The 15,712-nt window shown below is 71.2% G+C and carries 9 protein-coding genes; 4 read left to right on the top strand and 5 right to left on the bottom strand.

Features of this window, described 5'->3' with window-relative positions; all coding sequences use genetic code 11:
* Nucleotides 1–23: 23 nt before the first annotated feature.
* From ACWD4A_RS04605 to ACWD4A_RS04590, 4 genes are all read right to left on the bottom strand, one after another.
* On the bottom strand, nucleotides 24–1,265 hold the full coding sequence (locus ACWD4A_RS04605; RefSeq protein ID WP_451189476.1) for a GNAT family N-acetyltransferase: 1,242 nt from the start codon (nucleotides 1,263–1,265) through the stop codon (nucleotides 24–26).
* A complete protein-coding gene (locus tag ACWD4A_RS04600; protein ID WP_451189474.1) occupies nucleotides 1,262–2,548 on the bottom strand; it encodes an aspartate kinase in 1,287 nt (428 codons plus the stop codon). Before ACWD4A_RS04600 ends, ACWD4A_RS04605 begins: the two co-directional genes overlap by 4 nt.
* 100 nt (nucleotides 2,549–2,648) lie before the next feature.
* The gene (locus ACWD4A_RS04595; RefSeq protein ID WP_451189473.1) at nucleotides 2,649–4,013 is read right to left on the bottom strand and encodes an aspartate aminotransferase family protein; all 1,365 of its coding nucleotides are present in this window, start codon (nucleotides 4,011–4,013) and stop codon (nucleotides 2,649–2,651) included.
* Between the two features lie 56 nt (nucleotides 4,014–4,069).
* Nucleotides 4,070–8,017: a Pls/PosA family non-ribosomal peptide synthetase gene (locus ACWD4A_RS04590; protein ID WP_451189471.1), complete on the bottom strand. Its 3,948-nt coding sequence runs from the start codon at nucleotides 8,015–8,017 to the stop codon at nucleotides 4,070–4,072.
* Between the two features lie 1,231 nt (nucleotides 8,018–9,248).
* Between ACWD4A_RS04590 and ACWD4A_RS04585 the strand changes: the two genes are divergently transcribed.
* From ACWD4A_RS04585 to ACWD4A_RS04570, 4 genes are all read left to right on the top strand, one after another.
* Nucleotides 9,249–10,481: a DUF418 domain-containing protein gene (locus ACWD4A_RS04585; RefSeq protein ID WP_451189469.1), complete on the top strand. Its 1,233-nt coding sequence runs from the start codon at nucleotides 9,249–9,251 to the stop codon at nucleotides 10,479–10,481.
* A gap of 190 nt (nucleotides 10,482–10,671) precedes the next feature.
* Nucleotides 10,672–12,174, top strand: a complete 1,503-nt coding sequence (locus ACWD4A_RS04580; protein WP_451189467.1) for an RICIN domain-containing protein — start codon at nucleotides 10,672–10,674, stop codon at nucleotides 12,172–12,174.
* 132 nt (nucleotides 12,175–12,306) lie between these two features.
* A complete protein-coding gene (locus ACWD4A_RS04575; RefSeq protein WP_451189464.1) occupies nucleotides 12,307–13,524 on the top strand; it encodes a basic secretory protein-like protein in 1,218 nt (405 codons plus the stop codon).
* Between the two features lie 53 nt (nucleotides 13,525–13,577).
* A protein-coding gene (locus ACWD4A_RS04570) for an IS5 family transposase (protein ID WP_451189634.1) occupies nucleotides 13,578–14,419 on the top strand; the annotation gives its coding sequence in 2 pieces (ribosomal slippage) (nucleotides 13,578–13,770 and nucleotides 13,770–14,419; 843 coding nt in all).
* 15 nt (nucleotides 14,420–14,434) lie between these two features.
* Here the strand turns inward: ACWD4A_RS04570 and ACWD4A_RS04565 are convergent.
* Nucleotides 14,435–15,706 (bottom strand): NucA/NucB deoxyribonuclease domain-containing protein, encoded by a 1,272-nt coding sequence (locus tag ACWD4A_RS04565; protein WP_451189463.1) that lies wholly within the window; start codon nucleotides 15,704–15,706, stop codon nucleotides 14,435–14,437.
* Nucleotides 15,707–15,712 lie beyond the last annotated feature (6 nt).

Raw genomic sequence — 15,712 nt, 5'->3', positions numbered from 1 at the left:
ACGCCGCGTCCGGCGGTCCCGGATCAGAACTCGTCCTCGGTGAACGGCAGATACCCGGTACGCAGCGCGGTGTCGAGCGCGTCGGCGGCGCCCGCCGTGTGCTCGGTGGCGAGCCCCGCGCGCACCAGGTGGGTGGGAAGGGTGCCGCCCAGGTAGCAGGCGGCCAGGTCGCGCACGTCGAGGGTGAGGTCGGCGGGGCCGGTGGTCGCCTCGTACGCGCAGTGGCCCGGGGCCGTGACCAGGCGGAACCGGCCGTGGTTGGCGGCGATCCGGGTGTCGCACACGTCGAGGACGAGGTCGGCGGGTGCCGCCCAGGAGCGGGCGGTCAGCGCGGCCCGTACGTCCGCCAGGCGCAGCCACAGCGCCGGGAACTGCCCGGTGACGCGCACCTGGTCGCGGTCCGCCGCCATCAGGAGCAGCGGGTCGTCCGCGGGCCGCCCCCAGGCCCGCACCCTGCCGGTGAGGTCGATGGAGGCGAGGTAGCTCCACAGAGCCGCCGCGACGGGCGCCGTCCCGGCCTCCAGTTCGTCGACCTGGACGAGGCCGGGTGCGCCGTCGCCGTCCCCGCCGCGGGTGCGGTAGACCGCGTAGCCCGCGGGTGTGCCGTGGCCGAGGACGACGACGCGTGGCGGGCCGAGCTCGTCGTCGTCCTCGTCCTCCTCGGGCAGGACCTGTTCGCGCCACCAGCGCGGGTCGCGGGCGGGGCGCCCGGCCCGGCGGGCCCGGCCCGCCTCGTGCAGGGGGGCCAGGAGGGCGGGCGCCGCGGCGGGGTCGACAAGGCGCGGCGGTCGGGGGTCGGGGCTGATACGGAGGCCGAGCGGCCGCCGCGAGTCGATCTCGACCGTGCACAGGGTCGTCGCGGCCCCGAAGCCGTGGCGGCCGTAGATGGCGGCTTCGGAGGCCCACAGGGCGGCGAGCGGGCGCCCGGCCGCGGCGCAGTGCCGCCACAGCTGTTCCAGCAGACCGGAGAGGACTCCGCGGCGGCGGTGGGTCGGTGCCACGGAGATGAAGGTCAGCCCGGCGCAGGGGAGTTGGCCGCCGGGAACGGACAGCCGGAGCCGGTGCGCGGCGAGCAGGCCCACGAGCCGGCCCTCCTCGTAGGCGCCGAGGCGGTCGCAGCGCAGGAGGGTCCGGCGGTGGCGTTCCCGCAACCCGTCCTCGTAGGTCTCGTGGAAGACGAGGGAGGCGTGGTCGAGGGCGCGGTCGAGATGGGCCTCGGGCACCTCCCGGAACCGGAGGGACGCCGCGGCCGGCGACGTGCTCATGTGCCCGGTACCGCCTCCGTCTTGCCGGGTGTCTCGCCGAGCGTCCCGTCGGACGTCCTGTCGAGGCCGAAGGCCCGGTGGAGCGCGCGGAGCGCGTCGTGCAGGCGCGCGGTCCGGCAGACGGCGGAGATCCGTATCTCCGACGTCGACAGGATCTCGATGTTCACCCCCGCCTCGGCCAGGGCTTCGCAGAAGGTCGCCGTCGCGCCGGGGCGTGCGCGCATGCCGTCGCCGATGACGGAGACCTTGGCGACGTCGTCGTCCCGGCTCACCTCGGCGAAGCCGGTCCCGGCGCGGATCTCCCGGAGGGCGGCCACCGCGGCGGGCGCGCCGTCCCCGGGCAGCAGGAAGGTGATGTCCCTGACCCCGTCGGCCGACTCCGGCACGTTCTGCACGGCCGTGTCGACCTCGCACCCGGCGTCGGCCACGGCCCGGAAGACCCGCGCGACGGTGCCGGGGCGGTCCGGCACGCCCGTCACGGCGACCTTCGCGCACGACACGTCGTGCGCGACGCCGGTGATCGAGCCGTGTTCCCCCCGGTCGTCGTCCGCCGAGCCGGAGACCGTGGTGCCGGGCCCGGTGTGGCAGGAGGAGCGGACGTGCACGGTCACGCCGCACCGCCGGGCGTACTCCACGCTGCGCAGCGCCAGGACCTTCGCACCGCTCGCGGCCATCTCGCGCATCGCCTCGAAGGTGATGTGCGGAAGGCGCCGGGCCTCCGGCACGATCCTGGGGTCGGCGGTGTAGACGCCGTCGACGTCGGTGCAGATCTCGCAGACGTCGGCCTTGAGCGCGGCGGCGAGCGCGATGGCCGTGGTGTCGGAACCGCCGCGGCCCAGTGTGGTGATGTCCTCGGTCTCCGGGCTGAGTCCCTGGAAGCCTGCGACCAGGACGATCGCACCGCGGTCCAGCGCCTGCCGGACCCGCCGTGGCGCGACGTCGACGATCCGCGCCCTGCCGTACGCCGAGGTGGTGAGCACGCCGGCCTGCGGGCCCGAGAGGGAGCACGCGTCGGCGCCCAGGGTGTGGATCGCCATCGCGGCCAGCGCGTTCGCCATGCGCTCGCCCGCCGTGAGCAGCATGTCCAGCTCGCGGGGCGAGGGGAGGTCGCTGACCTCCCGGGCCAGTTCGAGCAGCCGGTCGGTGGTGTCGCCCATGGCGGAGAGGACGACCACGACGTCGTGGCCCTCCCCGCGGGTGGCGACGACGCGTTCGGCGACCCGCTTGATGCGTTCGGTGGACCGCACCGAGGAGCCTCCGTACTTCTGGACGATGAGAGCCATGAGGGTGGGCCTCCTCCAGGGGCCGCCCCGGCTGTGTGTGTCGGAGGGCGGCCGCTCGGTGTGGGGCGGCCGGTGCCGGCCGCCCCGGGGCGGACCAGAGTTACGGGTGACCGGCCTCGACGGCGTCGACGAGGATCGAGCAGGCGGTGTCCACGACGTCGGCCTCGACGTTGAGCGGCGGCAGGATGCGCACCACGCAGTCGTCGCGCCCGCCGAGCTCGACGATCAGACCGCCCCGCAGCGCGCGGCGCTGGACCTCGGCCGCGAAGGCGGAGGCAGGCCGTCCGGTCGTGGGGTCGGCCAGCTCGACGCCCCACATCAGGCCGCGGCCGCGCACCTCGTGCACCCAGGGGTTGACCAGCAGCGCGGTGAGCCGGTCCGCGATCTGCTCGCCCCGTCGGCGGACGTTGCCGAGGATGTCGTCGCGGCGGACGATGCGCACCGCCTCCGTGCCCGCGGCGAAGGCCAGTTGGTTGCCGCGGAACGTGCCGATGTGCGCGCCCGGTGCCCAGGTGTCGAGCTTCGCGTCGTAGATGATGACGGCGATCGGGGCGCCGATCCCGCTCAGCGCCTTGGACGCGACGATCACGTCCGGCTCGATGTCGTACTGCTCGAAGGCGAACCATGTGCCGGTGCGCCCGCAGCCGGTCTGCACCTCGTCGACCACGAGGGGGATGTCCAGCGCGCGGGTCAGCTCCCGCACGCGGCGGACGAAGTCCGCGCGGGCGGGAACGACGCCGCCCTCGCCCTGGACCATCTCCAGCAGCACCGCGGCCGGGAGCGGGACGCCGCCGTTGCTGTCGTCGAGCGAACGCTCCAGGTATTCGACGCAGTTGGTCGCGCAGGTGTCCGGTGCCAGGCCGACCGGGCACCTGCCGCAGGAGGAGTACGGGAAGAAGTGCACGCCGGGCATGCCGTTGGGGACGTCGTGCTTCTGCGCCACGAGCCCGCTGAGGGACAGGGCCGCGTGGGTGCTGCCGTGGAATCCGCCCTGGAAGGAGACGACGTCGCCACGGCCGGTCGCGATCTTGCAGAGCTTGATCGCCGCCTCCACCGCGTTGGCCCCCGTCGGCCCGCAGAAGTGCATCTTCACCCGGTCCCGCATCGGGGCGGGCAGCATCGACAACTGGGCCTCGACGAAGGCGTCCTTCGCCGGGGTGGGGAAGTCGAGGCTGTGGGTGAGCAGGCCCAGCTGCGTGGTCACGGCCCGGACGAGCTCGGGGTGGTTGTGGCCGAGCGAGAGGACTCCGGCGCCGGTGAGGAAGTCGATGAAGACGTTGCCGTCCACGTCCTCGACGAAGCTGCCGGATCCCTCCGCGAGGGCGATCGGCAAGTGCCGTGGATAGGTACGGGCGTTGGACTCCCGCTGCTGCTGCCGGTCGAGCAGCTCGGTGGAGCAGGGGCCGGGAAGGGCGCCGTCGACGTGCGGCCCGGTCCGCGTACCACGCTGTACGAGGGGTGCCATGACTGTCTCCGAAAAGGGTGGGAGGGCGGGGGCGGCGGGGTGCCGCCCCCGTGGTGTCAGCAGGGGCGGGCGGGGATACCGCGCCACCGGGAACGGTCGGGCAGACGTTCGCCCTTCATGACCAGGGACAGCGCGTCCAGGCAGGCGCCGTCGCCGACCTCCGCGTCGTAGAGCACGACGGAGCGGGTGCCGACCGAGCTCGCCGCGCCGACCCTGACGTCGGACATTTTCATCACCCGGTCCTCGAACAAGTGGGTCTGCACCGACGTGACCTCGGCGACGGCCGCGTCGTCGCCGATCTCGACCAGGTCGAACTCGGTGAGGTACGTCGTGGACAGCCACACCCTCCGGCCGATCCGGGCACCGAAGAGGCGGAGGACCGGGGCGATCCAGGGGGTGCCGGTCAGGAAGTTCACCAGGGCCGGGACGACGAGGTTCTCGAACAGGCCGGTGATGAGCTCCGTACGCCGCACCCACACGCCCCACAGGGGCTCCACGCGCGGCCGGTAGCGGCCGATGACCAGCCACTTGAGCAGGGCGACGGCCACCGTGCAGGAGACGCCGACCGCGAGGAACAGGGCCGGTCCCAGGAGCAGCAGCACCCACGGCGGCAGGTCCTCGGCGAGCCGGACCGAGGCCCAGAGGCTGCCGAGCGCCCCGAGCGCGGCGAGCGTCCCGGGCAGCGTCACCCGGAAGTACTCGATGGCCAGCCGAGCCGCGATCAGGCCGCGGCTGGGGCTGTAGGTGAACCTGGCGGGGAAGTCCTGGCTGGTCTCGCGGCGCGGCAGGAAGATCGCCGGTGAGCCGAGCCAGGTCGTCTCGGGATCGATCGGGCGGGTCGGTGCCAGGGAGTGGACACCGAGGAGGCTGTTCTCGCCGAGCCGGCACGAGCCGGGGACCAGCGCGCCGTTGCCGACGAAGCTGCGCCGGCCGATCTCCGCCGGCGCGAGGGCGACGCGCCCCCGGTGGAAGACGGCGGGGCCCACGACACAGACGTCCGCGACGAAGCTGCCCTCGCCGACGATCAGCATGTCGGGGTCGACGAAGCTGACGGTCGCCACCTCGGACCAGCGGCCGGTGCGCGCGCCCAGCAGGCGCAGGAACGGAACCAGATAGAGCGTGGAGTAGAGGGAGTGCGTCAGCGTCAGACTCATGGTCATCATGCCGTCGCCGATCCACTTGCGGACCCCGAAGCCGCTGCGCTCCGGGTGGATCCCGGCACGCACACGCGGCAGGACGGCCCGCTTGACGAGCAGCACCAGCCCGCAGGTGGTCAGCACCACGAGCGGCCCGGCCGCCGCCGTGGCCACGAGCGCCCAGGCGAAGCCGTACCGCCACACCGCATACGCCACGGGCGCCGAACCGGCCGTGGCCACCAGCAGTGGGACGAGCGTGAGCAGCAGCGCCCCCGCCGCGTACCCGGCCAGCAGGCGGGCGGTCCAGGGCCGGTCGTCGGCGTCCGCGGCCATGCTCTCCAGGAGCGGCGGCACGCCGGGGCAGCGGGCGGCGGGCGACCCGGCCCAGTGCTCGTCCGCCGGAACGGCCAGGTCGGCGGGGACGAGGGACTGCTCGCCCACCGAGGCGCGGTCGCCGATCACGGCACCGGCCATGACGACGCTGTTGGTGCCGACGAAGGCGCCGGAACCGATCTGGACGGGTGCCAGCCGGATGCGGCCGCCTTCGACCACGTACGGCTGGATCCGCACGCCGTAGCCGATGCTCGCGCCCTCGCCGATCTCCACGAAGGGCGGGAGGCCGAGGACGGCGGACAGATGGCAGCCGCGGCCGACCCGGGCGCCGAGCAGCCGCAGGCAGGGGGCGAGCAGCGGCGAGCCGGTCAGCACCGCAAGCGGGGAGAAGGCGAGCACCTTCCCGTGGAGCCAGAACCGCAGATAGGTGACGCCCCACAGCGGATACCACCCCGGGCGGACGCCGAGCATCAGCAGACGGCCGGCGAGCAGTGGCAGCGGCACGAGGCTCACCATCAGCCAGGCGACTTCCATGAGCACGAAGCCGGGCGGGCTCAGGTGCGCGAGACGGTCCAGGGTGCCGCCGGGGGCGAGGCCGCGCACCGGGACGTGCCAGGCGAGGAGCAGCCGGTAGAGCAGGACGACCGCGGGAAGACCGAGCAGGAGCAGCCAGGCGTACAGGGCGGCGAGTTGAGCGGCGCCGCAGGCCAGGACCCGGGCGGTGGAGTGCCGCCGGACCGGGGGAGAGGGGGCACCGGCCCGCCGCGCGGCGGGCGCCGCGGCACCGGCCTCGACACAGGCGGCGAGGCCACGGACGGTGGGCCGGGCATAGAGGTCGCCCATGGCCAGGCCCTCGAACCGGGGCTGCCGCCGCAGCCGGGACATCAGCCGGGCGGCCGCCATGGAGTGGCCTCCCAGGTCGCAGAAGAAGTCGTCCTCGACGGAGACCTCCTCGCCGCCGAGGACCTCCCGCCACTCCGCGGCCAACTGCCGCTCCAGCGGCGTACGAGGGGGCACGTGCCGCCGCGAGCGGCGGGTGAGGGGCGGCGACGACGGCGCGGGCAGGGCGGCGCGGTCGACCTTGTCGGCGGCCAGCATCGGGAACGCGGGGAGCACCTCGACGAAGGAGGGGATCATGTAGTCGGGCAGCTTGCGCTGCAGCCGGACGCGCAGCCGGTCGCGCAGGTCGTCGGCGGCGCCGCGCGCCGTGCGGTCGGCGAGGGTGAGGTAGCCGACGAGATCCTGCACCACACCGTCCCGTTCGAGAGGGGTGACGACCGCGTTCTCGACCGCGTCGTCCTCCCGGAGCACCTCCTCGATCTCGGCGAGCTCGATGCGATAACCGCGGATCTTGACCTGGGTGTCGACGCGGCCGAGGTACTCGATCTCCCCCGCGGCGGTGAACTTGCCCAGGTCGCCCGTGCGGTAGACGCGCGGGACCTCCCGGCGGTCCGCCTCGACCGGGTTGGGCACGAACCGTTCCGTGGTGAGGTCGGGGCGGTTGACGTAGCCGATCGCGACGCCGGGGCCGCCGACACAGATCTCGCCGCTCTCGCCCTCGGCTACGGGACGCAGCCGGTCGTCGAGGATGTAGACGCGATAGCTGGGCAGGGGAGTGCCGATGGTGACCGGCCGGTGGGGGGAGAGCTCGCCGCAGGTGGCGGTGACGGTCGTCTCGGTGGGGCCGTACGCGTTGAGGATGCGGCGGCCCGGACGCGACCAGCGGCGCACCAGGTCGGGCGGGCATGCCTCGCCGCTGACGAGCAGGCTCCGCAAGGAGGGCACTTCGGCCTCGATCGTCGTCAGCAGAGTCGGTACGCAGCACAGGACGGTGATCGCCTGCTCGGTGAGGAAGTCGCTCAGCCCCTGGCCGACGCGGCGGGCGTCGGTGGGTCCCGCCACCAGGGTCGCGCCCGCGATCCAGGCCGGCCAGATCTCCTCGACCGAGAAGTCGAAGGCGATCGAGAGTCCCTGGTAGACGCGGTCCTCGCCGCGCACCTGGTAGATCGGGGTGGCCACGCGCAGGAAGTTGGCGATGTTGGCGTGGGAGACCGCCACGCCCTTGGGCCGGCCGGTGGTGCCGGAGGTGTAGATGACATAGACGACCGATGATGGCGGGATGTCGACATCGAGACGGCCACTGGACTGAATGGCCAGTTCCGGTTGGCTCCGGTCGAGTTCCAGGACGGGACAGGGCAACTGCCGGGTGCGCCCGCGCATCGCCGAGGCCGTCACAAGGTCGCTCAGCCCCGCGTCCCGGGCGATGAAGGCCAGCCGTTCGGCGGGAAACGACGGGTCGAGCGGGACATAGGCGGCCCCGGTCTTGAGCACCCCGAGCAGGGCGGCATACGTGTCCACGGACCGTTCGAGCAGGATCCCCACCGTGCTGCCCTGGGTCACGCCGCGTGAGCACAGCAGATGCGCCAGCCGGTTGGCACGGCGGTCGAGCTCCGCGTAGCCGAGCTGCTCGCCTTCGCAGACGACGGCCGTACGGTCCGGATGCCGGTCACAAGTCCGTTCGAAATATTGCGACAACGTCCGGACGGGTGGCTCGTCGTTCGCGGAGGCCGGCGGTGATACCCCCGGAAAATCGTCCGGTCGTGCGGGACCAGGAGTCGATCTCACCTCTGGCATAACCTCTCCCTGTTCCGAACTTCTGCAATTTGGTTGCTTAATTGCTGCTCGTTGACCGAATGCGGCGCTCCCTCGGACATACCGCCCGGAGTTCGGGCCCGGCGAACGGCGCGCGCCGGGCGATGTGTCGGGTGGAGCCCTGTATGCCGGGGTAAACCCGCATGTAATGCCCCATGTGCGCTGGTGCGGCGGGCCGTTGCGGGCAGGCGCCATCGGGTCCCGAAGTGGTGCGGAGCCGATGAATTCCCCCGCTCGACAAGTCGCCGTCGGTGACGGCCGGGCCGCACCCGCGGCCCGGCAACGGTCATTCGCCTCGGTCCTGTGCCGATGTCCGGATATCCCGAAGAGAACGGGCCCGGCAATCACCGGCGGACGTCGTGATCATTCCGACTCAGAGCATCACGCTCTCCTGCCTGTTACGACGTTCCGGCCGTGCCCTTTTCGCGTAGGCCACACGTTTAGGCGAAACGAAAACTAGGTTCGGCCAACCGAGGCGAACAGTTGCATACGCGCCAACGTGAACTGGCCCGTTGCCGTCGGCCCGCGCCCACGGAATGTCACCGCGCCACGGTGGGACGGGTCGGGAGGACGACGACCGCTCAGCCCCTCGGAAGCATGTCTTCCCCTTCGGGTCCTGGCGTAGTCGCGCCCGCTGGACCAATGCGAACGCGCCACTCCGGTGGTGGACACCGGCCCCCTCCCGACACGGACTTCCGTCCGTATACCGCGACCCGTCGTCCGTATACCACTGCCCGGCCGGCCCGCCGCAGACGGGCCCCGCACGGACACCGCGACGACCGGCCGCAGGACCCTCGGCAACGGTGGAACGGGCCCTGCACGGCGATGTGCGTCCACCGTCCTGACGTCAAGTCAAGCCGGAAAACGAGCCATTCACCGCGGCCGCGGCTTCGCCCGATGCCTTCGCGAGGCGTTTCAGCCGTGCAAAGTCTGGCTCTCGATTACCCCTACGCTTCCCCGCACCTTGCTGTTCCCTTGTCAATGGGGCCGTCGGACACGCTCCCCGGCGCGCCGCGCGAGCCCACCCGCGAGCGGGTCGTCGGTCCCCCAACTCGCCCTCGAATCAACCGGGAAGCGTTGCTCTCCGGACGCCCCTCCGGCCGACGCTGGAGCCATGACACAGAACGCTTCCCCCGCCGGGCGAACGGCCCAGGCCCCTCCCACGGAACCGCCGCGGGACCGGGCCGCGCCACCGTCCACGGCCCGGCTGGCCGGGGTGGACCTCGCACGCGGCCTGGCGGTCCTCGGGATGTACGCCGCCCACGTCGGCCCCGACCCGTCGGACGGCGGGCCCGTCGGCCTCCTCATGGAGCTGTCCCACGGCCGGGCCTCGGCGCTCTTCGCCTTCCTCGCCGGGTTCTCGATCCTGCTCATCACCGGCCGCCGCACGCCCAGGACCGGGCGCGCGGGCCGGCAGGCCGTCGCCAGGATCCTGATCCGCTCCGCCGTCCTGCTCCCGCTGGGCACCGCGCTCACGATGACCGGCACCCCGGTCGACGTGATCCTGGCCTTCTACGCGCTGTACTTCGTGCTCGCCCTCCCCCTGCGCGGGCTGCGTGCCAGGACGCTCGCCGTCGTCGCCGCCACCACCGCGCTGGTCCTGCCGCAGGTGCTCTACCTGATACAGCGGTCGATCCGCACGGGCGGCTGGGCGCCGGCCGTCCTCCACCACGACCCGCTCGCCCGGATCAGCGGCACGGGCGGTTTCCTGGAACTCCTCTTCACCGGCGCCTATCCGGTGCTGACCTGGATGCCCTTCGTCATCGCGGGGATGGCCGTCGCCCGGCTCGACCTCACCTCGGCCGCCGTCCAGCGCCGGCTCGCCCTCACCGGTGGCGCCCTCACCGCCCTCGGCTACGGGGGTTCCTGGCTGGCACTGCACCTGTTCCCCCGGGCAGTCGAGGCCATCGAAGCGACCGGGAGCACCGGCTCCGCCATGTCGCTGTGGTGGTCCGACACCGCGGGCGACCCGGCCGGGGGTACGCCCGCGTGGCTGCTGGTGGCCTCACCGCACAGCGAGACGACCCTGTCGATCCTGGGCAACACCGGCGTCGCCGTCGCCGTCCTCGCGGCCTGCGTCGCGGCGGCCGACAGGCTGCCCCGCGTCCGTCGGCTGGCCAGGCCGGTCATCGCGGTCGGCGCCATGTCGCTGACCGCCTACGTGCTCAACATCGTCGGTATCTGGGCCCTCGGCATCGAGGACGTGCCCGGCTCGCCGCTGCCCGTGCTGCTCGGCTTCGTCGCGGCCGCCGCCGTCCTGGCCCTCGCCTGGTCGCGCCACTTCCGGCGCGGGCCGCTGGAGTACCTCCTGAACAGCGCCACCAAGGCCGCGCAGCTCGTCAGGTAGGGCCCTCACCGGCCCGGTACGCGGTGTCCAGGGGCCCACGCTCCCGCTGTTGACGGCACCTGCGGTCGCGCCCCGGCACGGGCGGGCGCCCATGCCCGGGGCGGGCAATCGATCGGCTGTCAATCAGATGGCGATCCCAGGCGCCTACGGTCCGGGAACCGCTGTACCCACACCTGAAACGGAGTATCCGTTGCGCAGACATGCCGTCACACTGACGCTCGCCGCCGCGAGCCTGGCCGTCGCTCTCCCCACCGTCCAGGCATACGCCGCCACCCCGGCCGCTCCCGCCTCGTCCGCATCGCACACGGCGGACGGCGGCGCCTACGCCCGAGCCGCGGCCACCGACACCCAGCAGCGCGACTTCTGGACCCGGCACGACAAGGACGGGACCTTCCGCCAGTCCAAGGAGAAGCTGCGGGACTGGAAGCCGAAGGCCGAGCAGCCGAAGGAGAAGGCGCTGGGTGCCGGGAAGACCGCGAAGGCGCCCGCCACCGCACCGCAGCAGAAGGGGAAGAGCCGGCTCGCGGCCGGTTCCCCGGGCGACACCCGGCTGCGTACCACCACCGGCCGCATCCGGATGGCCTGGCCCGACGAGAACAAGCCCGGAATATGGTGGACCAACGCGTGCACCGGCAATGTGATCACCAGCGACAGCAAGGACATGATCGCCACCGCGCGGCACTGCATCATCCACGACGACCAGGGCCGGATCAACCCCAAGGCGGAGTACGAGTTCACCCCGGGCTACTCCAAGGACGCGGACGGCACCGAGCACGCCCCGTACGGGAAGTGGACGTTCCGGTCCCTCGGCGTCGTCGGTGACTTCACCAACGCCCCGCAGAACAGCGACACCGCGTTCCTGGCGCTCAACACCCAGAACGGCACCCACGTCCAGGACGCCGTCGGCGCCTCCGGCTACCAGTTCGGCACCACCTCCCTGCCGAACCAGGTGGTGTTCGCGGGCATACCCGGAAATTCCAACCAGTTCCACACCTGCGTGAAGCAGCCCTACTGGGGCCCGGACAACCCGCCGCAGATCCTGGGCAGGGGCGGCCCCTGCACCGGTGACAGCGACCTGTCCGGCGGCGCGAGCGGCGGCCCCCTCCTCAACGGCGACACCTTCGACAGCAACCAGACCCAGATCGGCAACTTCTCCGGAAGCCTCGGGGAGGACCCCGCCGCGGCGGTCTGGCGCGACGCGGCCCTCACCGTGTTCCGCTCCCTGGACGGCTCCGGCAGCGGCCGGCCGGCCCACGACAAGGTCACGACCCTGACCAACTGGAACAACAACCTGGCCGACCTCTACGCGTACCGGACGGACAACGGGACGTCCGTCTACAGCTACCACGCCACCGGAGGCCAGAACCAGCAGTGGCACCTGTGGGACAAGGGCAACGGCTACTTCCTCATCGAGAACCGCTACACCGAGGCACAGGGCCTCTCGGGAACCAACGCCCGGGTCCTGGACTACAACTACTCCAACGGCACCGCCTGGTCGCACCAGGTGAACGGCGCCGGATCGGACAACCAGCTCTGGAAGTTCCGTGCCACCCCCAGCCACCCCGGCTGGTACACGATCCGCAGCAAGCAGGGCGACCTGTGCCTGAGCGCCCCCGGAGGTGAGGGCCAGCTGACGGTCGCCTCCTGCGGCACCACGGACGGCCTCGACTCCATGCAGTGGAAGCTCCAGTAGCAGACCGGCACGACCCCGTCCCGCGGCGGCTCACGCACACCGCGCGAGCCGCCCTTCGCCCCTGCCCGCTTCAGGGAGCGTCCGTCAAAGGCCTTCATCCGCGATGAAGTGCCCCCGCCGAAAGGCCTGTTCATGCGCATCCGCATCCCAGCGATCACGGTGACCGTGCTGGCGTCCGCCACCGTCCTCACCGGTGGCCTCACCGCCACGGCGGCCCACGCCGCCGAAGCCCTCCCCGAATCCGGCGGCACCTACCGGATCTCCAGCCACGCGGGCGGAGCCCTGCAGTGGGACAGCCCCGACAACGGCGCGGGCGTGCGCGTCAAGGACTGGAACGAGAACCTGACCGAACAGACCTGGACCGTCACCGACGACGGCACCGGGAACTGGTCCGTCAAGATCCCCAATACCAACTACGCCGTCGACCGCGACATGGGCAACAACTCCGTCGCCGCCTGGAACTACATAGGCAGAGCCAACCAGCGGTGGTGGCTGCAGAACCTCTCCGACAGCCGTGCCTGGCTGCTCCACAACACCGACCGCTCCGGCGGCGACACCTGCCTGACCCGCCTCCCCGACCTGGGCACCGCGGCCCGCCCCTGCAACGCCGCCGACCCGGCCCAGCAGTGGAACCTCGACAAGGCCACCGCCACGACCCCCACCCCCGATGTCCCCGTCACGCTGCAGATGGTCAACTCCGGCGGCTACGACCAGAACACCCTGCGCTCCTGGTTCGACAGGAACAAGGGTGTGCTCCAGGGCCAGTACGCGAAGATCCAGCAGTTCATGACCGGCGGCGCGTACCAGGTGAAGCCCGGCATCAACGTCGTCTTCGACGCCGGGCACGACAGCTTCAAGAACCCGGGCGTCGCGGCCGTGTTCGAGCCGAACGCCAAGCCCCAGTACAACAACGAGAAGTCGATCATCCTCCGTCCCGGTTATGTGGTGAGCAACCCGGGCGACATCGGATCGCTCATCCACGAACTCACCCACCAGGTGCAGGACGCCGCCAACGGCGGGTGGCTGAACGAGGGCCAGGCGGACTACTACCGCAAGTACGTCTACAACGTGAAGGAGAAGCCGAGCCTGGAGCGGATCCGCAACACCGACTACAACAACGGCTACGACTCCACCGCCTTCATGCTCAACTACATCGCCCACAAGCACCCCCTGGGCGAAACCGTCATCCAGAAGATCAACAACGAGGTGCGCCGGCAGGGCTTCGGTGCCGACGGCGACCGTGTGCTGACCGCGATCACGGGCAAGAACGGCCGCCAGTGGTGGACCGAGATGTGGAACGACATCCAGGCCTCCCCGACCAAGTGGACCAACCCCGCCTTCCGCGACTAGGGCCCGTCTGATGGGTCGGTGACGAAGATCTCAGGGACGCGGAGTGGGCCAGGCTGAAGCCGTACTTGCCAAGAGACGTGGGGCGGGGCGGCCGTTGGAAGTGTCACCGCAGGGTGATCAACGGGATTCTGTTCCGGTTGCGGACCGGGATCCCGTGGCGCGATCTGCCATCCCGGTTCGGTAAGTGGCAGACGATATACGACCGGCATCGCCGCTGGACGGCGGACCGCACATGGGAAATGCTCCGCGAGCCGTGCAAGCCGATGCCGATGCGCAGGGGCGAATCGACTGGTCAATGGCGAGCGCGGACTCGACGATCTGCAGGGCCCACCAACACGCTGCGGGTGCCCGTCACCGGCCCCCGACGGTACCGGGCAGACGAGCCCGGCCAGCCCACCGCCGGAACGATGAAGGTCTTGGCCGCTCCCGCGGCGGCCTGACCACAAAGATCCACTTGGTTGGTGAGGGCGGCCTGCGGCCCCTGGCCCTGCTGGTCACACCCGGACAATGGGGCGACGCGCCTCAGATGATTCCGGTCCTGGATCGTATCCGCGTCCCGCGGTCGAAGGGCGGGCACCCGCGCACCCGCCCGGACCACCTCAGCGGCGATCGTGCCTACAGTTCTCGGCACAACCGCCGCTGCCTGCGGCGCCGACCGATCAAGCACACCATCCCTGAGCCGAGGAATCAGCAGGCCAATCGCTTGCGCCGTGGGAGCCGAGGCGGCCGGCCCACCAGCTTTGAGAAGGCCCGCTACGTTCGCAGGAGCGAAGTGGAGCGGCTGACCGGGAAGTTGAAGATCAACCGGGCAGTTGCCACGAGGTTCGAGAAGCGGGCCTATGTCTTCTACGGCACTGTGACCGTTGCGGCCATACGCCTGTGGCTTCGTGCATGACCCGTCAGACGGAACCTAGTCGGTGATGGTGACGGTGAAGTTCTCGCCGTCTAGGATGCGTTCGGACAGGACGGCGTTGCCGTACTCGCTGCCCGCGCCGGTATTCTGGCTGATCGGCACATGGCTGCGGACGCAGTTCACCATCGGCCCCGGATACCTGAGCAGCTTGACTTCCCACTGGCCGGTGGCGGAGTTGAACCACGGCTGGATCTCCGAGCACAGGTTTCCGTTGGTGCCGCCCTGCGCGGTCGCGGCGAACGGGAACTCGTCACACGAGTCTTTCTCCGCCGTGACGAGGAAGGGTTTGAAGGGGTTCGGGGCGGCCTCGCAGGACTGGTAGCGGTTACGGTCCCTGATCTTGCCGTCGTCGTCCCGGAACCGGATCAGCGTGTGGCCCGGCGTTCCGAAGTTGCCGCCGATCAGCGTGTTCTGCGCCCACTGGTAGGTGATGGCCGCAGCACCGTACTTGGCAATGGAGATCTTCACATCGGCCATGTTCCCCATGACGATGCAGCCGGTGTTCGCGTCCTTGCTGACTGCCTGGTCACAGCGCAGCGTGTTGGGGTTGTTCCACCGGTTGTCGAGTTCGTGGTGCCCGCTGGGGTCGTTCTCTTTGGTGGAGTACGCGCTGAGATGGTAGGACGGCACGATCTCGGTCTGTGCGTTGTTGCCGACCGTGGTCTGAAAGGTGAAGGCGGCCGTCTTGGTTTCGCCAATGCCGATGTTCGAGCGCATCCTGCGGTTGGCCAGCGTGCACTGGCCCGAGCACGAGGCCTCGAACTCGAAGATCATTTCGCCGATGGTGGGCGTCCCCTGGACGACCGCAGCTTCCACCTGCTCCTTCCAGGACGCCCCCCGCGAATCGAGGGAAGCGTGCTGGGCTATGTGCATGGTGGACTTGCCGATCTCCACCTCCGCGCCGGTGTTGGCGTCCTTGCTGTAGAGGGTGTAGTCGACAGTGGCTTCCAGGCAGTAGCTGTGCCGGGTCGAGGCGTACCCCTTGTCCCCGGTGCAAGCCGTCACCGGAATACGGAGCTTGGGGGCGGTCCGGGCCGGTCCGGGACGGACCTCGATGCAGGACTTCACCGCGCCTTCCTTGTAGGCCTTGGTCCCGGGCTCGACCAGGCCGCAGGTCTTGCCGGGTGCGGCCGGGGGCGCGGTGGCGGTGGCGGTGGCGGGGGCCGGGCGCGGTGGCGGGGGCGTGGCGGCCTGCGCCGTTGTGGTGAGGGTGGTCAGGGTGAGAGCGAGCGAGGCGAGTGCCACCACGCAGCGTCTGACGTGTTTCAAAAGGTG

Source organism: Streptomyces sp. NPDC002537, from assembly GCF_053594975.1.
This window is presented reverse-complemented; position numbering and strand designations above follow the sequence as displayed.